Source organism: Mucilaginibacter pedocola (assembly GCF_002013915.1).
In the GTDB taxonomy this organism is placed as follows: domain Bacteria; phylum Bacteroidota; class Bacteroidia; order Sphingobacteriales; family Sphingobacteriaceae; genus Mucilaginibacter; species Mucilaginibacter pedocola.
Genome location: NZ_MBTF01000036.1, coordinates 105,886 through 130,641 on the forward strand (window position 1 = coordinate 105,886; position 24,756 = coordinate 130,641).

Sequence of the window (24,756 nt, forward strand, 5' to 3'; positions counted from 1 at the left end):
ATTGGTTGCGTATTTATTATGGCTTATGCCTGTTTGCGCGCGCCAGATGCGCGTTTATTGCTCCTTATTAATAGTCAGTTAAGTGTCATGGATGCGACGTTGCTAATTGGCTACGCGTGTGGTTGGCAAAACTGTTAATTATCAATGCGTTTTGGCTTTATTTATTATAAATATTATAATAAATAAATTTTACTATAGGGCCTGTTTTTTGTGTTATTGTTATTTATCTTAGTGCTGGTTGATGAGTATTTGTTCTTGGTGCTTTACATCCGCAATAAAGATAAACAGCAGTGTTTTAGCGGTATAATAAGTGGCTAATTATTCGTCGGCATTATTTGGCCATACCTTATTATCAAATTTCTTTATCCGGGTTTAATACCTCCACAGGCGCATATTCGTAGCCCGTTTTCTTGCCATGTATATACTATCCGTCCCCCAGCGGCCTATGGTTCAAGGTAAACATATTCAGCGTTTTTAAAGTGCCGCTTGCAATACTTCGGTTGCAAACGAAGTAAAGCAATGGCAGCAAATATGCGATGCCCGTAAACGGTATTGCTTTGCCCTGATTAATAAATTATTGTTATAACCTTTTTATGGCCTTATCACGCATTAAACTATTCGCAAGCATTGTGCTGATGCTTGCGTTTGCAACCAACCTCCGAGCCCAAACCCACGTTTCGGGCGAGCAAAGCGGCACCTGGACAAAAGCCGCAAGCCCTTATATTCTTGATGGAAGTATTAATATTCCGGCAGGTGCGACGCTTACCATTGCAGCTGGGGTGGAGGTGCAATCGTATAACTATTACGATCAGATAACGGTTGATGGTGTGTTAATAGCCAATGGAACAGCCACCGATTCGATCCGTTTTAAAGGATTTGAAACCAATGCGGCGAGCGGCTATACTCATGGAGGGCGAATTGTTTTCCAGTCGACAGGTACTACAATGTCTGCCTTGCAGTATGTAGCAATGGATAAATGGGGAGATACTTATTATTACGGTGATCGTGGTGCAATAGTAATAAACACCTCATCTGCAACAATAAGTAACAGCCGTATAAGCAATAGCGAAGGGAGCGCGATAATGCTCGGAGCTAACCTATCTAATAAAGTTACCATCGCTTCCGCAAAAATTACGGGTAGTGGAGCTAACGGTATTACCATAGGGCAATCAACCGCCGCGTTGGTCAGCGGTATCTCTTTTTCTAATAATGCAAAAGATATTCAAGCTTATCCCTCAAGCGTTGGTGGGTTAAGCGGTTTAACGGGTGCCAAAATATACCTTAGTAACGAGTCTTTGGGTAAATCGAGCACTATACCAAAGCCGGGGACCGGTTCAGTTTATGTTCTTGAGAGCGGGTTCACCATACCTTCAGCAATAACACTTACAATTGCAGCCGGTGTAGAGATACAGTCATACTTTTACTCCGACCAAATAACTGTTGACGGGGTACTGATAGCGAAAGGTACGGCTACTGATTCTATTCGTTTTAAAGGGTTTGAAAGCAATGCGGCAAGTGGCTACACCCATGGTGGGCGCATTGTATTTCAATCGGCAGGGGCTACAATGTCGGCCATGCAATATGTAGCCATGGACCGTTGGGGCGATACCTATTATTATGGTGACCGCGGCGCTATCGTGATAAACACGTCTTCTGCCACAATAAGCAACAGCCGGATAAGCGGCAGTGAGGGCAGCGCGATAATGGTTGCAGCTAACCTATCAAATAAAGTTAGTATCAGCGCATCCAAAATTACGGGCAATGGCGGCAACGGTATTACCATAGCGCAATCTACTTCGGCATTGGTTAGCACTATCGCTTTTGCAGGTAACGGGCGTGATATACAGGCTTATCCATCAAGTGTAGGCGGCCTAAGCAGTTTAACCGGAGCCCAAATTTACTTAAGTAACGAGTCGATAGGAAAATCGAGCACAATTCCTAAACCCGGCACAGGCTCGGTGTACGTGCTTGAAGGTGGCTTTACTATCCCATCGGGCATTACTTTAACAATAGCGGCCGGAACGGAGGTTCAATCAAAAAGTGTTTACGATAATATCACTGTTGATGGTGTGTTGATCGCTAAAGGTACCGTTGCCGATTCCATTCGTTTTACCGGCTTTGAAACTAATGCCGCAAATGGATACACCCATGGTGGCCGCATAGTATTCCAATCTACCGGTGCAACAAGCTCTGCATTGCAGTATGTGGCAATGGACCGTTGGGGAGATACCTATTACTACGGCGACCGTGGGGCCATCGCTATCAATAGCTCTAAAGTATCTATCAGTAATACCAATATCCGTAACAGCGAGGGCTCGGGTATCAAGATAGCCCAGTCGTTTTCACCATCACTCAGCAGCCTTGCGTTCGCAAATAACAGTCGCGACATACAAGCGTTTCCGTCAGGTGTAAGCGGGTTGAGCAGTCTAACCAATACCGCCATCTACTTAACCAGCGAATCTCTCGGAAAATCGGCAACTATGGCAAAACCCGGTACAGGCTCATATTACATGCTTGATGGCGGGTTTACAATACCCGATGGCATTACGCTTACCATAGCAGCAGGAACGGAAATACGGTCGCAAAGTGTATATGATAACATTACCGTCGACGGAGCATTAATAGCCAAAGGTACAGCTGCAGATTCTATTCGTTTTATTGGTATTGAAACCAATGCAGCAAGTGGTTACACCCATGGCGGGCGCATTGTTTTTCAGTCTGCAGGCACAGTAACTTCGGCGTTGCAATACGTAGCCATGGACCGTATGGGCGATACTTATTACTACGGAGATCGTGGTGCTATCGCTGTTAATTCTTCTAAAGTTTCTATTAGTAATAGTAGTGTACGAAACAGCGAAGGGACTGCTATTAAAATAGGCCAGTCTTTTTCGCCGGTAATAAGCAGTATTAAGTTTTCCAATAACATTATAGATGTTACAGCGTACCCATCGAGCGTTGGCGGGTTTGCAAGCTTAACTAATACAGCGATAGGGCTTGGCTACGAGTCTATGTCGACTTCTGCTACTATACCTAAACCGGGCACCGGATCTCGCTATGTGCTCGATGGCGGTTTCAATATTCCTGATGGCGTAACGCTTACTATTGCGCCGGGGGTTGAAATACAGTCAAAAAACTATACAGATAGGATAACTGTTGATGGCGCATTAATAGCAAAGGGTACGATAACCGATTCTATTAGATTTAAAGGTTTTGCGAATCCTAATAATGCTAATCTTAGTCATGGGGGGCAGTTGCTTTTTCAGTCTAACGGCACTATCAGGTCATCGTTGGATTATGTAGCGATAGATCGAATGGGTGAAACCTCTTATTATGGAGATCGGGGAGCGGTTAATATCAATACATCAACAATAAGTATTAGCAATAGTAGCGTTCGCAACAGCAAGGGAATAGGTATAAATATTTCAAGCGGGAATCCATCTGTTGCTAATGTGGTTTTTTCAGGTAATGAACGTGCCGTAGTTATGGATGTTAATAACGCCAGCTCGATTTCTAACTTGAAAAATGCCTCAGTTTATTTGATCAATTCCAGCGTTGAAGGGACAAAATTTTTACCCTATCCTGGCTTGGGTTCTTATTATGTTTTACAAGGAGGACTTTCCATTCCTGAAGATGCCAAACTTACCATACAGCCAAAAGTTGAGATACAATCTAAAAACTATTACGACTTGATAGATGTTTATGGCAAATTAACGGCGGTTGGAACACAAGCCGATTCTATCCGCTTCATCGGTTTCGCCAGCTCGGGCCACAATAATGGCGGTGTAATGTATTTCCGTTCGGGTAGTGATAGTTCCCAATTACGATATGTAGTTATGGACCGTTGGGGCGACGTTAGTAATGGTTCTTCGGGACCAGGTGTAGCCATGCGTTTAAATAGTACAATAAAACTATCTAACAGCGTAGTGCGGAATAGTTACAGCCAGGATATTGATGCCAACCCCAATAATGTTGGTAACATATCTGATATGTCTAACGCATCCATTTATTTAAATTATGGCAGTATAGAAGGGGCGAAAATATTCCCTTACCCGGGCCCTGGCTCTAAATATATTTTACAGGGAGGACTTTCTATTCCTGAAGATGCCAAACTTACGGTACAGCCCAAAACTGAAATTCAGTCGAAGAATTATAGCGACTTGATAGATGTTTACGGCCAATTAACAGCGGTTGGAACGCAAGCCGATTCTATTCGCTTTATCGGTTTCGCTAACTCGGGCCACAATAATGGCGGTGTAATGTATTTCCGTCCGGGCAGCGATAGTTCCCAATTACGATATGTAGTTATGGACCGTTGGGGCGATGTTAGTAATGGTTCTTCGGGACCAGGTGTAGCTATGCGTTTAAATAGCACAATAAAACTATCTAACAGCGTAGTGCGGAATAGTTACAGCCAGGATATTGATGCCAACCCCAATAATGTTGGTAACATATCTGATATGTCTAATGCATCCATTTATTTAAATTATGGCAGTATAGAAGGGGCAAAAATATTCCCTTACCCTGGTCCGGGCTCCAAATATATTTTGCAAGGGGGGATAAGCATTCCTGAAGATGCCAAACTTACGATACAACCCAAAACTGAAATTCAGTCAAAAAATTATAACGACTTGATAGATGTTTACGGCACACTTAATGCAATTGGAAATGAGGCGGATTCAATTCGATTTACGGGTTTTGCTAATTCAGGGCATAATAATGGCGGTGTAATGTATCTCCGGGCAGGTAGCAAAAATTCTCAGTTGAAGTATATAGTGATGGACGGATGGGGCGACGTTAGTAATGGCTATTCCGGTCCTGGGATATCTATGCAAATTGCCAGTAACATTACATTATCAAATAGTACGGTGCGAAACAGTTATTATGGTGCTATCCAAAACTCCGCATCCCCTAAAATAACAGAAACCAGCCTCTATGGCAATAAGGTCGGTTTTTATAACACCGCTGGCAAACCGACCCTCCTTAATAGCAAAATTTACAGCAATAGCGAATACGGCGTAAACAACACTGGTGCCGATACCGTTGACGCGCGTAGTTCGTATTGGGGCGACCCATCGGGGCCATTGCATACTACCTTAAACCCCCAGGGCAAAGGCAACAAAGTTTCTAACAAAGTATTATTCATCCCTTGGGTACAGCAAACCACACAGGTTGACCAAACCGTTAATTTGGCGGCCATCCCCACGCAGTTTGTTGGCGATACTTTAAGGCTTAACGCCACGGCAACATCGGCACTGCCGGTTACTTATAGCATTGTAACGGTTCCTGCATCGGGCGTTGCTGCGCTGGCGGCCGGTAATTTGCTTTTAGCGTTAGATACCGGCAAGGTTACGCTAACTGCCAAACAAGCGGGTAGTGCCGGCTTTAAACCGGCGCAGGCACAGCAAACTTTTAATGTTACGCGTCGCGCGCAAACTATCACTTTTGCGGCTCTTCCTTCCAAAAAGGAAGGCGATGCACCATTTAAACTGGTTGCAACCTCATCATCGGGTTTAAAAGTGGCATTCGCTGTAACATCCGGGCCGGCAACTATAAAAAACGATACGCTCCGTATCACTGCCCCGGGTAACGTGGTTATAACCGCAAGCCAGGCGGGTAATAAGTTTTATAATGCCGCTGCCGCAGTGCAGCAAAGTTTTACGGTTGTGCCCAAACTGCCCGATCTGGCTGTTAAAAATGTACTGGCTAATAAAGTAACCATCATCACAAACGATTCGGTAACCGTTTCGTGGACAGTTGCCAACGATGGCTCACTTGCGTCAAACGGCGATTGGGCAGAGCGTATTTACATGCAGGGCATAGCAGGCGAAAACCGTACCTTCCTGAAGCAGGTTGGCTATAGCGGCGCATCGCTCGCGATAGCTAAAACAGTAGCCAGAAGCACCAAAATAGGCGTACCTACCCAGCTTAATATTGGCGATAAAGGTGTGTTTGTAGTGGAGCTTGTACCGGGAGCCACCGTTCAAGAGGAAGGCAACGGTGCCAATAATACCGGCGTACAAGCTACCTCTTTCAACGTAAGGAAAATGCTGAACCTCGCCTTATCAGCAGGCGAGGTAACCGAGGGTAGCAGCATAAGCGGCGTAGTTAGCCGTACGGGTTCGTTGTCTGCAGCTTTATCAGTAAGGCTTAGTGTGGTAAACACTGCCAAATTTACTATCCCGGCAACGGTAACCATTCCGGCTGGTCAGGCGGGTGCATCGTTTACCATAGCTGCCCCTAACAATAATTTGGTAGAAGGCCCAATTGCCGATTCGCTCACTGCCGCTGCCACCAGTTTCTTCGGTACAAAAAGCGGCATTACTATGTTAGATAACGATGTTGCTGCATTGAGCATTACCAGCCTGCCATCTGCCATAACCGAAGGCGGCAGTGTTACCTTTAGGGTAAATACCAACCTTGCACCCAAGAGCCCCTTAACGGTTTACCTCACTTCCGGTAATCAAAAACGTTTCCCGGTACCTGCATCGGTAATTATACCAACCGGGGCACTGTATGTTGATGTGCCGGTTACTGTAGCACAAAACACAACACCAGAGATAGCGGTAGAAGCAACCGTTTCCGCCGGTGCTGCCGAACGCGAACCGGCCATCGCAAAAATAACGGTGAACGATGATGATATACCCAACCTGGAATTGATTGTTCAGAGCGGGATAGTATCTGAAGGGGCGGGGGCTTACGCTACCCAGGCTACGCTGCGCCGTACAGGCACAGGCAGTAGTAACGCCTTTACGGTAAACCTATCGGCAAGTGTGGCCAATGCGTTGTTATTGCCGGCAACAGTAAGCCTTGCCGCAGGCGAAAACGAAAAAACTTTTGATATAGGCGTAGTTGATAACAGTATAGTTGACGGGCAGCGCACCGTGGTAATAAATGCATCGTTGTACATCGCCTCATGCGGCTGCTCGGCGCCTCCCACTTCATCCGGCTCGGTATCTGCATCTATGGTCATCAGCGATAATGACGGGCCTGCTTTAACCACCTACGTTGCCCAGCAAACTTTTGCCGAAGGTGTTGCCAATGCCGGCTATGTAAGGTTCTCGCGTAATACGCCAACCAATTCGGCCTTAACACTTACCCTAACATCATCAGATACTAAAGAGGTTACCTTGCCTGCCACAGCGGTAATACCCGCAGGCCAAACCTATGTAGATGTGCCTATTACTACTAAGGATGACGGCCTGGCCGATGGCAGTAAAAAAGTTTACCTGAAAGCAACCGCGGCAGGTTTTGCAACAGGTGTAATCTGGGTAATGGTTACAGATATTAACAAACCCGACCTGCAGGTGGCAGCCGCCAAGCTTGCCAACGCTACTGTAAATGCAGGCGCACTAATCAATTATCAGCTAACCATTAAAAACACGGGTAGTGCAACTGCGCCTTCGGGAGTGCTGGTGCGCGCTTACCTATCTCAGGATGATGCAATAGATGCAGGCGACGTTGTGCTTGCCGAAAGCGTTACCAAAGATGGTATCCCCGCAGGGCAAACCAGGGAGGTTTTAAATGCTGTGGCGGCCCCGGCTGCAACGGGCAATTATAAAGTGCTGTTTTGGGTTAACCCTAACGATTCGCCTGCCGAATTGCTTAGCACAAACAATATATCGCAGGCCTTGCCAATAAATATTATTTCGGCTTATACGGCAACTGCACAGGTTGCTCCTACTTACGTTTTACAAGGCAGTACTATTGCTGTAACCGGTACGGCAGTAACTGGTACTGCTGCAGTTGCCAACAAGCCTGTAGAAGTTTATATTATTACTAATGGCTTGCGGCGTACCATAGCCGCCACCACCAACGAAGCAGGGAAATTTACCGCGCAGTTTAGCCCATTGGCAACCGAGGCGGGCCATTATACGGTTGGTGCAAGCTTCCCGGGCCTGGAGGCTGCTGCCGAGCAGGATGCCTTTGATATAGTAGGCGTAAAACTTAACGGGGGCGAAACTCCGCAGATACTCGTTACGCAAAAAGATACGCTTAAAGGCACATTGAAGGTGCAAAACCTGAGCGGCAGGGCATTAGGTAATTTTACGTTGGCTAACGTAAAATTACCGGCAGGCGCGTATGTGAAATTTGAGAAACTGGCATCGCTGCCGGCCAACGCTACTGTTGATATCAAATACTCCATTTATGGCGCTACAGTAACCAACGGCGACCTTTTTGAGTTGGCTACGCTAAGGGCCGCCTCTAACGAAGGTACCATTCAGAATTTTGACTTATATTATTATTGCCGCGCAGCCAATGCCAATTTGGTTGCCGATGTTGACAAGATTGATGTTACCGCCTCATCTGTAAAAGGCGAACGGCAGGTAGAAATTAAGCTGACTAATAAAGGCCTTGCTGCATCGGGCCCGGTAACGGTAGCATTGCCGCAGGCAGCCTGGCTTAGCAGTGTTACGCCTAAAAACCTGCCATCGCTGGCCCCTGGTGATACCACCACGGTTGTACTGAAGTTTTTAGCTGCCGCGGAGGTGCCCTTTGATTACCCGATTAATGGCAACCTAAAAGTTTCTGCGCAAAATGCTGCGGCGCTTTCGGTGCCATTTACCTTCAAAAAAGTGTCATCAGCTACGGGTACGGTTAAGCTTACTGCAACCGACCAATTTACCTTCTACTCGCAAGGCGGACCTAATGTTAAAAATGCCCATGTGCAGATAAAGAATTATTTCACCGGGCAAGTATACGCTGATGGCTACACCGACTCGACCGGCATTTACACCATTGCAGGAATACCCGAGGGTAAGCACAGCATTACCGTGGAAAAAGAAAAACATAAACCCTACAGTGGCACAGTTACTATAAACCCCGGCAGTACGGTTGCCGTATCGGCATTTTTAGATTACCAGGCTATTACTTTTGATTGGAAAGTTACGCCTACAGCCATACAGGATAATTACACCGTCACCCTCGAAACTAAATTCGAAACAGAGGTGCCAAAACCGGTAGTAATTATAGATATGCCTAAAGTGATGCCAAAGTTAACGGGCGCACAAACCTTCGCTTTCAATGTGACGCTTACTAATTACGGATTGATAACTGCCGAAAAAGTATCACTCAGCTTGCCGGATAACGACCCGGAGTACGAATTTGTAATGAATTATGTACCAACCGATTTGGCGGCCCGGCAAAGCATACAGGTGCCGGTTTTAATGCGCCTGCGCACTACTCCGGCAGTAGCGGGCGGTATAGGCGGATTTTCTTTTGGGCGGATAGCCGAGTATTTTGATATTGAAACAGCCAAAAAGTTTGCACAGCAGGGAGAATGCCATCCAATAACTTTAACTGCCTATACCTATAAGTGTAATTTCGAAACCGGGCTATGGGAGAAGGTTACTTTTCCATTTGAATATGAAAACCGCAATTGCTATGAGCAAGGGAGCGCCTTAAATCCCGACGGAACGCTTAACCTTTCAAAAACAGGATTGTATGGGCTAATTTACACCTGGGCTGCTGCAGGAGGTGCAGGCAACGTTACCCTGCCAAGAGCAATTTGTTTAACTTGTGGCGGCTTAAATCCGGCAGATCCGGAACACCCTTATGAAATTCCCGCATTCCTGACGGAAAAAAAAGGTTGCAACACCTGCCTCACCAGTATTGCCGGTGCTGTTGTTAGCTGCATTCCCGTGAAAGAAGCTTATGATAAATACAAACTGGCCGCAGATCTTTTTCTTTGCGGGCTTGGTAAGTTTTTTGAGCATTCCAAAGCACGCGAGTACTTTGATTGTCTACGAGATGCAGCCGGCGATCACATGATGAACAGAATCATTCCGTGGTTTGGATGCTTAAGAAATACTTTAACTGCTATTAACACCTGCGGAAGGGGAGTGTTTCAGAACCCGAATGCGCGCGGGGTTGCAAGCCTTTCGTTGCCTGTTGATAGCGGACCCGATGCTGCCCTTGCAGAAATTGCTGCCAATTTGGGCGCTGTAGAAAGTACATTTGATATGCTGATAAAAGCCAATACCGAATACTATGGCGAATTGGCTATGAATGAGGCCTGGCAGCATCAAACGGGCTTGTTTAAACAATATATAGATAGCCGCACCACAATACCTGCAAGCGCACAAAACAGCATCATTTCCGCTTTTGCCGGGTATGATGTACAACCTGCAGCAATAAATGCATTTTTTACGAGATGGAACACTTCAATAACTGCGCTTAACGAGAATGTTTTAGCTCCTAACACTAAATACCCCAATATTATAAATTGGACAAAAATAAACAGCTATGCCGATACCTTGGTGGATCAGCATAATTACGCTATAAGTAAGGGTTACGAATCGATAGCGGATATGCACAGCAAATCGTATCAGGACCTTGATCAAATAATTAATACCGGTAAAGAATCTGTTTGCGCATCGGTAAGTGTACAATTTAAACAGCAGGCTGCACTTACGCGCGAAGCATTTGAGGGCAACCTTCGAATTAGTAACGGCCACCCTACCGAAGCTATGAAACAACTTTCGGTGGATATCAGTATTACCGATGAAAATGGCATACCCAGCAATGGTTTGTTCCAGATAGAACAAAAAAGCCTTGATAACCTTTCTGATGTTTCGGGCAACGGACAAATAAGCGCGCAGGCTACCGGCGGTGTTAACTACCTCTTTATACCAACACTTGCTGCGGCACCAACAGCCCCTAAAATTTACTTCTTTGGTGGCTCTGTAACGTATTTTGACCCATACGCGCAAGCGGTGGTAACATTACCACTATCGTCCGTGCCTATTACGGTAAACCCCGGGCCAAACCTGGCGCTGCATTATTTCATGAACCGGAATATTCTTGGTGATGACCCGCTTACCGCTGCCATTGAACCTTCGGTACCCGGCGAGTTGGTGGTTATGGTGCAAAACCAGGGATATGGCGCTGCTGTTAATATGTCTATATCATCGGCACAGCCTAAAATTGTAGATAACGAAAAGGGGCTGGCTATTGAGTTTAAACTTACCGGCTCCAACTTCCAGGGCCAGCCTCAAAAATTGGGTGTCGAGAACATTAGTTTTGGCCCCATACCGGCAATGCAAAGCCGTGTAGGGCAATGGTATTTCACCAGTTCGCTATTGGGTAAATTTGTGAGCTATGATGCCAACGTAGTGCATGATGATAGCTATGGAAACCCCAACTTAAGCCTTATTAACAGTGTGAAATTGCACGAGCTTACCAAAAGCATCAAATTGTACGGCAACGATGACGATGGCATTAACGATTTCCTGGTGAACGATATCTTCGACGTAAATAGCGTGCCCGACATTATTTACTTCTCGCAGGGCAATCGTACAGCCAAAGTTAACCCTGCCAAATCTGGCAGCTTCTCGGCACCGGTTGCTGCGCCAACGTTTAAAAATGTACTTACCGTTGCCGCGGTTGATACCGGTTACAATTACATAAAACTGCCCGACCCCGGCAATAACCTTTACGATTTACAAAGCGTAATCCGTAGCGACGGGCAGGTAATTCCGCTTGATAATGCCTGGCTAACTTTCGTAACGCTGCCGCTAAACCAAAAGCCGGTTTACGAAAATAACTTCCACTTTGTTGACCGCTTTACTGCGCTTACCCCGGTAACTTACAATGTAGTTTGGAAACCTAAAAACCTTAACGTACCCAAAGTTGACAGCATTTACAATGTACCGCAGCAACTTACCGCAACAGCTGTAAAAACGCTGAAGGTGGTATTCAACAAACGTATCGATCCGGCTACTTTTGATTATACCGACCTTAGCCTTACCCTGCAGGGCGGGTCAAACCTTATCAATTCATCGGCATTGGTAACACAGGTAGATTCATCATCATTCAATATCGATATTTCGGCACTTACCACCGGTAACGGTTTCTATACCTTTACTGTGCAGGCGGCAGGTATTGCAGATATGTACGGCACAAAAGGTTTAGTTGGCAAACAAGCCAGCTGGAACCAGTACCCAACTACGCCGGCAGTTCAGGCATTTCAGGGTATTCCGGATAACCGCCTTGCAGCATCGTACAACACAATGCAGGTACTGTTTAACTTGCCTGTAACCGGTGTTACGCCCGCGCGATTCATTATCAAAAAAGGTGGTGTAGTGCAAAGCGGCAGCGTGGTTATAGATTCGGTAAGGGCCGATGGTAAGTTATTTTACCTGTCGGGCCTGGGTAGCATACTAATCCAAAGCGGGGATTACGATTTTATTGTCGACCTGCCTAATATCAAATCGGCTGATAACAAGCCCGGGCTGGCCCAGCAGTCGGTAACCTTAACGGTTGATAAAACCGGCCCGCAGGTATTAACGCTCGAAAAATCGAACGAAGAAGGGTTCGAAAGCCAGCAGGTAACCTACGTCAATTTTAAATTTAACGAACCTGTAGCTGGCTTTAATACATCGGCCTTGAAGCTCACCCGCAACGGCACCACAATTCCGCTGGCCATAGGGCAATTAAGCAGTACCGATGGGCAGGCCTGGCGTTTGGGTAATTTAGGTATAGCAACATTGGTTGATGGCAGCTATGTGCTTACCATTAACCAGGCATTGGCTAAAGATGCTGTTGGTAATGCCGGTACAGGTACCAAACAGCTTACATGGTCAGTTAGCCATACGCCATTGGTGGCTATATCGCAATTGGTGGTTACGCCGGATAAAGGCTACTCAAGCACCGACGGCATAACCAGCGGGCTTGCAATTAATGTGGCCCTGAAGCTTAGTGCCGTAGCATCTAAATTAACCATTGCCCAGCAAGATGCCAGCGGGCAGCAGGCGTTGGCGACGTTTACCAATATGGCGGCGGGCGATGTTTCGGTACCGGTTACGCTGGCAAAAGGCGGCGATATGAAGCTGGTAATTACAGCAACCGACAAAAACGGGCTTTCTGCTACAGCCGAGAAGGCTTTATTTGTGGATGATATACCACTTACCGCCAAATGGAATTTTGCCGACAATCAAACTTTATTTACCCAAGTTGATGCCATGGCGGTAAACTTCTCAGATAAATTGTTGAACGCCACAAGCATCCCGGGTGCTTTGCAATTAACCCGCAACGGTGTTGTTGTTCCGTCGTCGTCGCTTACCATTCAGCCGCAAAGCGAAACGCTTTACAACATAATCGGTTTGGCTGCATTAAGCTCATTGCCGGGGAATTATAAGCTGTCGTTAAACATGGCTTCGTTAAACAAATACAGCAGCGGCATTGCCGGCACAACTGCAGCGGTTGTTAGCTGGGCCGTTAGCGATAATAACAGGGCTCCGGTAGCAAACGCCGGAACCGATATTACAGCCACAACAGCAGGGCAGGTAAAACTGAATGGCTCGGCCTCTGCCGACCCTGATTCGGATGCGCTAACTTACAGCTGGACGGCCCCCGCAGGCATAACGCTAAGCGACCCGTCTGCCGCTTCGCCTACATTTACACTTGCCAACAACAACCAGAAAGATACACTTTCGTTTTTGCTGGTGGTGAGCGATGGCAAGCTGAGCACTACCGATGTGGTGACAGTTTATGTTAATATGACCACAGCGCCGCTTGTATTTAATACTTTGGCGGCCAAAACTTATGGCGATGCCGATTTCAGCGCCGGAGCTACATCCGGCAATGGGGCGGTAACCTATTCGCTAAGTTCTGCAGGGGTTGTAAGCATATCTTCTGCCGGGCTTATACGTATCATAACAGCCGGTACCGTAAATATCACCGCTACCGATGGCAAAACTTCTATAACGAGGGCGCTGGTGGTTAGCAAAGCACCGGTTGTTGTTACGGTTGATAGCCAAAGTAAGGAGTATGGAGATGCTAATCCTGCCTTTACGGTGAGCTATACAGGTTTAAAAAACAATAACACCGATGCAGTTTTCGCAACCAAGCCAACTGTATCAACATCGGCTACTACGGCTTCGCCGGCAGGTAGTTACGCACTTACGGCATCGGGGGCATCATCTACCAGGTATACTTTTACATATGTTGCGGGCACATTAACGGTTACAAAGGCTACCTTGCAAATAACGGCAGGCAGTGTAAACAAAGCCTACGGTTCGGCAAACCCGGCTCTAACGGTAACCTACACAGGCTTTAAAAATGGGGAAACCGCCACCGCGCTTACAACCCAGCCAAAAGTTAGCACAACGGCTGTTACAGCATCGCCCGTGGGTACTTACCCGGTAACCGTGAGCGGTGCGGCATCGGCTAATTACGCCATCAGTTATGTTGCGGGTACGTTAACGGTACGCCCTGCAACGTTAACCATTACGGCGGCAAGCCCGGCAAGGGTTTATGGGGATGCCAACCCTGCCCTAACGGTAACCTACACCGGCTTTAAAAACAGCGAAACCGCGGCCTCGCTTACCAAACAGCCAACTGTTAGTACAACGGCTACCATAGCATCGCCTGCGGGCACATACCCGGTAACGGCAAGCGGTGCTGTATCGGCTAACTATACTATAAGCTATGTTGCAGGTACATTAACGGTAACGCCGGCGGCATTAACCATTACCGCTGTAAACAAAAGTAAAGTTTATGGTACCGCTAACCCGGCACTTACGCTAACCTATGCGGGCTTCAAAAATAGCGAAACCGCAACAGCGCTTAGCACCCAGCCGGCTGTTAGTACAACATCTGTAACGGCATCGCCGGTGGGTACTTACCCTATAACGGTTTCGGGTGCAGCATCGGCTAATTACACAATCAGTTATGTTAGCGGTACGCTTACCGTAACACCTGCCGATCTGTTAATAAGCGCCAACGACTTTACCCGCAGTTACGGTTCGGCAAACCCGGCCTTAACACTTGCTTACAGCGGCTTTGTAAATGGCGATAACGCTGCAAACCTTACAACGCAGGCCAAGGCAAGCACCACCGCTACTACCACATCGCCGGCCGGTGGCTATGCCATAACGGTAACAGGGGCTGCTTCGCCTAACTACGCCATCAGCTACACCGATGGTTTGCTTACTGTATCAAAAGCGGCACTTAAAATAACGGCAGTTAGCCCAAGCAGAGTTTATGGCGCAGCCAACCCTGCCTTAACGGTGGCTTATACAGGCTTTAAAAATGGCGAAAGCGCATCGGCCTTAAGTACATTGCCAACCATTAGCACCACGGCCAAAACTACATCGCCGGTGGGCACTTACCCGGTAACGGCAAAAGGCGCAAGCGCTAACAACTACACCATTAGTTACGTTGCAGGTACGCTCACGGTAACGCCTGCGTCGCTTACCATAACTGCTGCTGATGTTGCCAAAACATATGGTGCGGCTAATCCGCCTTTGGCAGCTATTTATAGCGGGTTTGTAAACGGCGAAACAGAAAGTGCGCTGGCCACGCAGCCGGCGTTGAGCACCACCGCAGTAACGGCATCGCCGGCAGGCAACTACCCTGTTACAGTATCGGGCGCTGCGTCATCAAATTACACCATTAGTTACGTAAACGGCACTTTGCGGGTGGGGGCAGCTCCATTGCTGATAGAGGCTAACGACCTGAGCAAAACTTATGGTTCGGCCAACCCTGCGCTTACGCTTAGCTATACCGGCTTTGTAAACGGCGAAACCCAAACGGTGTTTACTAAACAGCCCATGGTTACAACTACAGCCACCACCACATCGCCGGCCGGGGCGTACCCAATAACCGTAAGCGGCGCAACAGCGGCAAACTACGCTATAAGTTACGCGCCGGGGCTACTCACGGTAAACAAAGCGGCGCTTAAAATTACCGCGGCAAACCAAACAAAGGTTTATGGCGAGGTTAACCCGGCTTTAACCTTTACGTATACCGGCTTTAAGAATAGCGAAACCGCTACGGTGCTTACCACCCAGCCAATAATTAGCACTACCGCAACTACAACATCGGCAGTGGGTAATTACCCTATAACTGTGAAGGGGGCATCGTCGGCAAATTATACCATCAGCTATGTAGCGGGTACTTTAACGGTAAACCCTGCGGCGTTAACTGTTACGGCACCAAACCTCAATAAAACCTATGGCTCGGCAAACCCGGCGCTTACGGTAACTTATTCGGGCTTTAAAAATGGCGAAACCGCGGCGGTTTTAACTACGCAGCCGGTCGTTACTACTACTGCTACAACCGCATCGGCGGTGGGTACATACCCTGTAACGGTAGCCGGTGCTGCATCGCCAAACTACACCATCAGTTATGTGGCAGGTACATTGAAAATTAACCCTGCCGACTTGCTGGTAGAGGTTGCCGACGCTACACGTGCCTACGGCAGCGCCAACCCCGCCTTTACTTTAACCTATACCGGTTTTGTAAATGGCGAAAGCGCTACCACACTTACCACTCAGGCTAAGGCAAGCACAACGGCTACGGCAACATCGCCTGCGGGTGGTTATGCCATAACGGTTTCGGGCGCGGCATCGCCTAATTACAGTATCAGCTACACTAATGGGTTGCTCACGGTGTCAAAAGCAGCGCTTAAAATAACCGCAGCAAGCCTGAGCAAAGTGTACGGTGCAGCTAACCCAACATTAACGGCAACTTATACCGGCTTTAAAAACGGAGAGGGCACATCGGTATTAAGCACCCAGCCAACGCTTAGTACTACGGCTACGGCTTCGTCTCCGGTGGGTACCTACCCAATTACGGCAAAAGGGGCAAGCGCTAATAATTATACCATCAGCTATGTGGCCGGTACCTTAACCGTCACCCAGCCTGCATCGGCCAATATTGCGGCGGTGAACAAGCCGGACGCTATAATGAAAGTTGAAACCAACGATGCCGAACCTGTAGTAAACCGTGCCCTATCGCCCAATGGCGATGGTATAAACGATGTGTTTACCATTGAAAACATTGGCAACTTTGCCGATAACAAACTGGTGATTATCGACAAAGGCGGCAACAAGGTTTTTGAAGCATCGAGGTATGATAACCAAAACAATGCCTTCGACGGGCACGCCAATGTGGGCGGGCGGAATGCCATGCTGGCGGCCGGTACTTATTTCTATGTACTCGAGTATAAACAGGGTAACGAGATGAAGAGAAAGGCCGGTTACCTCATTCTTAAATATTAGTAGCCTCATAGCTAAAAAACGCAAAGCCATCGCATAACGCGGTGGCTTTGTTGTTAAAATTTACTGCCGGGCAAGCTAAGATTTTGCATACCTTTAGTTCAACCTGAAAAATCGATAAAACCGTAAAATAAAATGGTTATCACTATAAAAGACGAAAGCGCTACGGGCAAATTACTGCACGAGTTTGAGATGGAATTTAAAACCGAAACTGTTACCGTGCGCGATATTATTATGCGGCGCGTATACCGGGAGGTGGAGCAGTACAACAAAAAGACCCCCCTTGGCTTTAACGGTTTGGTACAACCTACCGATGCCGAAAAAACGCTTAATGGCGTTAAACCCAAAAAAGTAGTTGATGCCGAAAAGCAAGCCTACGTTGCCCTGCATGCGTTCCAGAATAATGGTTTTTTTGTATTGATAGATAATACGCAGGCCGAAGATTTGGACGAAGAGGTGCTGCTGCACTCGGGCATGGCCGTAAGTTTTATAAAATTGACGCAATTAGTAGGCGGTTAAGGCATGGGCATTTTTGATAAAATTTTAGGCGTTTTCCAAAAGGAAAAGAAAGAGCCTGATAGTGCTGAGGCACATATCGATACTTCCCCCGGAGCGCTGGCGAATTGGGAATTTAGCAGGGTAATTACAAACACGCGTACCGAACTGGAAAAAATCCATCCCAATTACTTTTACGACCTTAAAATTTCTGCCTGTACCGAATATACCGGAAACGTTGTGGCATGGGGCGATAAAAAGAAAATTCAGTTTATCCTTTATTGCGTAGAACGAATTATCCGTTTTAAAGATAAGCGTAACTACAATTACCGAAGCGACGCTTATAAAGATTACATGGTGCAGTCGGCTTATCTTGGGCAGTTATTCCGGACTAAGCTGCATATCGATGCCGGGGCGCTGGAGCAATTGGTGGATGCTTTTACAATGCGTGCGGGAAAAAACTGGGGCTACCACTATCAATGGCCTATCAACCCGCTGCTTAACCAGCTGTCGCGATTGTATGGTAAGGATGGCTTGCCTGCCCCAATGCACACAGCCCTATACAAACTAAAACAAACTATTTTTCAGGATACCTCCCACGGCTTTGAGAAAGATAAACTGAAGCTGATGGAAAAGATAGATCAGTTAATCTTTAAAGCCTCCGCAGCACCCGAAGAAGTAAAACCAACATTGTTCTTGGGGAAAGACCCGTTCTCGGATTACGCTAACCCCATTATAGAGGGTAAACCTGCCGCTGATAAACAAAATTGGTATAAATTGATAACCAAGGCAGGCAAAGCTACCGGCTCAAAACCCTCCGCGAAGTTTCTGGCAGAAAGCAAGGAGCTATTCACCCAACTGGGTACCGATAAATTCAAGGCTGTTGTAAACGATTGGTTTCTTTTTGTAATTGCCCTGAAAGAAGAAACTACCGAAACCACGCAAATTTATGGCGGGCAGGTTTATACCTATTACAACTCCACTTTCCTGAGTTCTATAAACGTAGAGGCCATAAAGGGTTTTGTATGGATGTGCGCCAACTTTCATGATAATGCCACCCTTAACAATTTAGCCAAACTTGCCGAGCGGTCCTTCAGGAAAATACCGGGGCAGGGGCCGGCTGCGGCTGCCGTTGGTAATGCCTGCTTGTATGCCTTGTACCGCTCAAAAGGGTTGGATGGCATAGGGCATTTATCGCGGTTAAAACTGCGCGTAAAACAGGCAAGCACACAGCAGCTAATTGAAAAATACATTGCCGAGGCAGCAACCGCGCAAGGGGTATCAACCCATGTGATAGAGGATATGGCTGTTGACGACTTAAAACTGGTTAATGGCAGCCGCGAATGGGTGCTTGATGACTTTACCTGCAAACTAACCATCACAGGCCTGGGCAAATCTGAGCTAAGCTGGTTTAAGGCCTATGGTTCGCAGCAAAAATCGGTACCGGCGGCGGTGAAGGATAAGTATGCCGAGAAGTTAAAGAAGATAAAAGATACCCAAAAGCAAACCGACCAGGGCACTGCTGCGCAGCGCGACCGTATTGACCGTATGTTCAGAACGGGGCGAAGCTGGAGCATGGGAGCCTTTAACCAATACTATTTGGAGCACGGGCTGATAAGCTTTTTAGCCAAACGCATCATCTGGAATTTTACAACTGCCGGCGAAACTATATCTGCAATGCAGTTAGATGGCGGATGGCGAACCAGTGCCGGCGAAATTGTAACGCCCGCTGAAGATGTGGTGGTATCGCTTTGGCATCCCGCGTTGGCAACGCTTGCCGATGTAAAGGCCTGGCGCGCGTATTTAATGGAGCACCAAATACAACAACCGCTAAAACAGGCCTTTCGCGAGGTGTACCTGTTAACCGAGGCCGAATTGAATACCCGCACTTACAGTAACCGCATGGCGGCCCACGTACTAAAACAGCACCAGTTTAATATGCTGGCCAAAGTGCGCGGTTGGAAATACGCTTTAATGGGTGCCTTTGATAACGGCATGGACAACGGCACGGCAGAAGTTAATTTGCCTGAGTATGGCTTAAAAGCACAATATTGGGTAAATGAAGTAAACGCCGATGATGCTTTTAACACTACGGGTATCTGGAACTACGTAACCACCGACCAGGTAAGGTTTGTAAACAGTACAAGTGGCGCAGTTGTGGAACTAATAGAAGTACCGCCGCTGGCCTTATCAGAAGTACTGCGCGATGTAGACTTGTTTGTGGGCGTGGCCAGTGTAGGTAACGACCCCAACTGGCAGGATTCGGGTGGTTTGCCTGCGCTGAATACTTACTGGCAGTCGTACTCATTCGGCGATTTAACCGAGGTAGCCAAAACACGTAAAGAGATATTAACGGGATTGCTGCCCCGCCTTAAAATTAGTAAGGTGGCCGAGATAAGGGATAAGTTTGTGGTAGTGAAAGGCAAATTGCGTACCTACAAAATACACATAGGCAGCACCAATATACTGATGGAGCCGAACGACCAATACCTCTGTATAGTACCCGACCGCAGCCAGAAAAGCCAAACCGAAAATGTATTCCTTCCATTCGAGGGCGATGCAGGGTTATCGGTAATAATATCGAAAGCGTTTTTGCTGGCAGACGATGATAAAATAACCGACCGCACCATCACCTCGCAAATAAACAGGAAGTAGTATAACAGTGTTGTTACCCGGCGGCAATATGCGTCTGTGTTAACATTCCCTTAATACAGGCGCGTTACCTTTAGCTGTTATTTCTCCCTTATGCATTTAAAATTTGGAAGCCCCCATGTTTTCTATTGCATTGCTATGCTGTTTGGGCTCTTTGTTCCTAAGCAAGCAGCGGCCTATCAGCAAAACTCCGCTACCTTCGCTTTGCATGCCGACAGCGGTTTGGCCGAAGCAAAATTTGTTAAGATCAAAGCAAATTTAACTAAGGCCTTATCTGCAAATGATAAGCCGGCGGCAGCGGTTTGCTACCAACAGATAGCCGAATTATTTTACTTGCAAACTGCTTACCTGCAGGCATTAGATAACCTTTACAAGGCCGAACGGATATACCGCGAAATAAATGCGCCGCTTAAGCTGGCCGCTAACCTCAACAAAATTGGCCAAACGTACTACCATGTTCGGCAATACCCCGCGGCATCAAAGGCCTTTAACGAAGCATTGGAACTTTACCGCCAGCAGAGGGATAATAATGGCATGGCCGAAGCTTATGGTTACATTGGGCAGGTGGGCGAAAAAACAATGGCCTACCCCGATGCCATACATTACCAGCAGCTTGCCTTGCAGCACTACCGCCTGGCAAACAACAACAGTGGCATAGCCAAAATATACGAGAACCTGGGCAGCATTCACGAGGATAAGCTGCAGCTGGATTCTGCCCTAAAATACTTTAGCCTGGCAGAGCAGATAAATGCGGGTAACAATAATATGTTGGCGCAAATAGAGGTGATAAACAACCTGGGCGATGTATACCGTAAATCGGGCAAATACAGCGAGTCGCTTAAATACACGTACAAAGCCGCCGCGTTGGCGAGAAAGTTAAACGACGAATACCAATTGGGCAGCGCTTACCGCGACCTATCTAAAGCCTATAGTTTGCTTGGCCGGAACGACAGCGCATTTTACTACAGCGAGGCCAGCCGAGATATGTTCCTGAAGATATTTACCGAAGATAACGAGAAGCAACTGGCCTTGCTGCAAACACTTTTCGAGATAGAGGAGAAGGATGATGCTATCGACCGTTTCCGGAACGAAAAAATGATCAACCGTATTATTGCCACGGGTGCTACGGTAATCACCTGCCTGGTGGTATTGCTTGCTGCAACGTTCATCAGCAGGCAGCGCCTAAAATTGCGTAACGAGCAAAAAATATACGAGCAAAGCCAGCACAACTTTAAAGAAGCCCTCGAACTGAAAAGCAAGGAGCTTACCGGCCACACCCTCCACATCATCCAAAAGAACCAGCTGCTGGATGAACTGAAAGAGAAGCTGAAGGCGATGATAAAGGATGACAAGCGCGACCAGCGCCGTGAGCTGCACAAGCTGTTGAACATGATACAGCTGAACAGCAACCAGGATAAAAGCTGGGAAGATTTCCGTGTAGTGTTCGAGCAGGTGCACAACAATTTCTTCGATAAACTGAAAGAGCACCCCGCCGGCTTAAGCGCTGCCGATATGCGTATGCTGGCATTGCTGAAAATGAATTTAGGCTCGGCAGATATGGCTACCATGCTGGGTATCTCCCAGGATAGCCTGCGTATAGCCCGCTACCGCCTCCGCAAAAAGCTCGACCTGCCCGAGGGCGAAACCCTGCAATCTTTCATTAAAAACGTTACATAGGCGTTAATGTAGATTTCCTAACGTGGTATTAACACAAACTTAATGGCTTTAAATTGGCTATTTAATGTATTGTTTTACAGGTTGTTAATTTGTTTTGTATACGCCTGTTCACGCTTTGTTTACGCCTGTAACAAGGCTGTATATGTTTTGTAACGATGCTTTTTGCGCAAAGACCGCCGGCCCTCCCAACCTTTGTGCAAATCAACAAAAAAGGCATCCTTATGACATTTAAACAACTACTCATTTTTTTCCTGTTAATGTGCGGCAGTGGCATGGCCATGGCGCAGCAAGGAATTATTAAAGGTAAAATAACCGGGCAGGATAACGAGCAACTTGCCGGTGCCACCGTGTTGGTAAACGGTACCACCAACAGCACCGCTGCCGACCTTAATGGTAACTACCAGTTTTATGTAGCACCCGGCAGCAGAAGCCTTACCGTACGTTACCTCGGTTACCGCGACACCGTGATAAACGTAACCATTACCGCAGGGCAGCTAACTGTACTGAACGTAACCATGAAAAGCCGCCAGTCGGCTTTAAAAGATGTGGTGATAACCGGCTACACCGAAGGGCAGGCCAAAGCGCTTAACCAGCAAAAAAATGCCGATAACATTAAAAACATTATCGCCGCCGACCAGATAGGCAAATTCCCCGACCCCAATGCTGCCGAAGCTTTGCAGCGCGTACCGGGCGTTACCATTGAGCGCGACCAGGGCGAGGGCCGGTATGTGTCTGTCCGTGGTTTGGCCCCGCAGTTTACCAACACCAGCGTGAACGGCGAACAAATTCCATCGCCTGAGGCGGATGTAAGGTATGTGGCATTGGATGCGATACCATCGGATCAGCTGGCTTCTATCGAGGTAACGAAAGCGCTTACGCCCGATATGGATGGCGACGCGATAGGCGGTTCTATCAACTTAATCACCCGTAGCGCACAAAGCAATATCCCGGCAATTAGCGGTACGCTTGGCGGCGGTTACAACAACCTGATGCGCAAAGGCAATATGCAGGGCCAGTTGCAATATGGCCAGCGCTTTGGTAAAAACCAGAAGTTTGGTTTATTGCTCAATAGCAACTACTACCAAAATAATTTAGGCTCGGATGGTATCGAGCGCGCTATCAACGATAACGAACTGGAGCTGCGCGATTATGAATTGACCCGTACACGCTTGGGCCTAAGCTCATCGTTAGATTACCGTTTCAACAACCATCACGAAGTATACTTCCGTACCCTTTACTCACGCTTTAGCGATAGGGAATGGCGCAGGCGCTACGTGTTTAAACCGGAAGATGAGGAGATAGAAAAACTGACCAAAGACCGCTACGAATCGCAATCGGTACTATCGTTAAACGCAGGTGCCAAGCACACCTTCAAAAGCTTCTTATTGGATTATGAGGCGCAATACAGCTACGCCGAGCAAAATACGCCTTATGATAACGAGGCGGCTTTTATCTCGGGCAACGCAAGCACCTTGAATTATACTGATACGCGCTACCCATCTATCTCAACCGATCAGGATTACACCAACAACTCGCAATACCAGTTTGATGAGCTGGGTATGGGCAGCACCATTGCCAAGGATAAAAACCTGACGGCGAAGATGAACTTCACCATCCCTTACAAAATAAACAGCAGCAATGGTATCATAAAGTTTGGTGCCAAAGTAAGGTCGAAGAATAAGAACTACAGCATCAACCAAAACACTTACGAGAATTTGGGCGGTGTGCCAAACCTCGATCAATTTGTAGGTTCGCCGGTGAAGAACCAGTTCATGGGCGGCCGTTACCAAATGGGCAATCCGCTTGATGTGAGCAGCCTTATTCGTTACTTCAACGCCAACCCATCACAGTTCGAACTGCAGATAGCCGATAAAGCTGCCGATGAAGCGCTGGAATCGTTCAAGGCATCAGAAGATGTTTTGGCCACCTACCTGATGGGCCGCCAGCAGATTAAAAAACTGATGATACTGGGTGGTGTGCGCTACGAGCGTACCAAGGTAAGCTACGACTCTAAAGACGTAGTAATTGCCGCCAACGGCGACCTGGAAGCCATCCGCCCCATAAGCGGGAGCAACGTTTACGATTTTGTATTACCGCAATTGCACTTTAAGTACGACCTGAGCAAGCTGACCAACTTACGTGCAGCGATTACTTATTCGTATGCCCGCCCTAACTTTTCAGAGATCATTCCATCGCAGGAAATAAACCGCGAGGACCGTGTAGCTACCATTGGTAACGCCAACCTGCAACCGGTAAAAGCGCTGAACTACGACCTGATGGCCGAGCATTACTTCGGTTCGGTGGGTATAGCTTCGGCAGGTTTGTTCTACAAAAAGCTGGATAATTTTATTTACCGCCGCACGGTGTTCAACTCGCCATACCCAACTACAGGTACGGTAATTATCCCGAGGATAGATATCACCCAATCGCAAAACGGTAACGATGCCGATGTAATGGGAGCGGAGATCGCTTTCCAGCGCCGCTTGTCGTTCATCTCTTTCCTGAAAGATTTTAGCTTGTACCTCAACTACACCTATACGCATTCTAAAGCGCGCATCCAAAGCCGCAACGCCAGCGAAACCAATGCTAACGCAACCGAAGAGATAAGGCTGCCTGGGCAAGCCAGCCACGTGGGTAATACCTTGCTGGCCTATGAGGGGCGTAAGTTCTCGGCAAGGTTATCGGTAAACTTCAATGGCAGCTACCTGTCTGAACTGGGCGGTACTAAAGATGAGGATATCTTCATCAAAAACCGTGTTCAGCTTGATGCAACCGCCGGTTACGCTATCAACCGCAAGTTCCGCTTGTTTGTAGAGGCGCTTAACCTTACCAACCAGCCGCTGCAGGCTTACCAGGGTACGCCTAACCAGTACATACAGCGCGAGTTTTATTCGTACTGGCTGCGTATGGGTTTAAAATTCAATTTATAACA

5 protein-coding genes are annotated in these 24,756 nt (G+C 47.4%); all 5 read left to right on the top strand.

Features of this window, described 5'->3' with window-relative positions; translation table 11 throughout:
- Positions 1-593: 593 nt before the first annotated feature.
- Complete coding sequence (locus BC343_RS25305; RefSeq protein ID WP_078350608.1) at positions 594-17,003, top strand: MBG domain-containing protein; 16,410 nt, start codon at positions 594-596, stop codon at positions 17,001-17,003.
- A 132-nt stretch (positions 17,004-17,135) separates the two neighbouring features.
- Positions 17,136-17,519 carry a hypothetical protein gene (locus tag BC343_RS25310; protein ID WP_078350609.1) on the top strand — a complete coding sequence of 128 codons (384 nt, stop codon included), beginning with the start codon at positions 17,136-17,138 and terminating at the stop codon, positions 17,517-17,519.
- Positions 17,520-17,522: 3 nt separating this feature from the next.
- Positions 17,523-20,150 carry a DUF4132 domain-containing protein gene (locus BC343_RS25315; protein ID WP_078350610.1) on the top strand — a complete coding sequence of 876 codons (2,628 nt, stop codon included), beginning with the start codon at positions 17,523-17,525 and terminating at the stop codon, positions 20,148-20,150.
- A gap of 135 nt (positions 20,151-20,285) precedes the next feature.
- On the top strand, positions 20,286-21,824 hold the full coding sequence (locus BC343_RS25320; protein WP_162276940.1) for a tetratricopeptide repeat protein: 1,539 nt from the start codon (positions 20,286-20,288) through the stop codon (positions 21,822-21,824).
- Between the two features lie 221 nt (positions 21,825-22,045).
- Positions 22,046-24,754, top strand: coding sequence for a TonB-dependent receptor (locus tag BC343_RS25325; protein ID WP_162276941.1), 2,709 nt, complete (start codon positions 22,046-22,048; stop codon positions 24,752-24,754).
- Positions 24,755-24,756 lie beyond the last annotated feature (2 nt).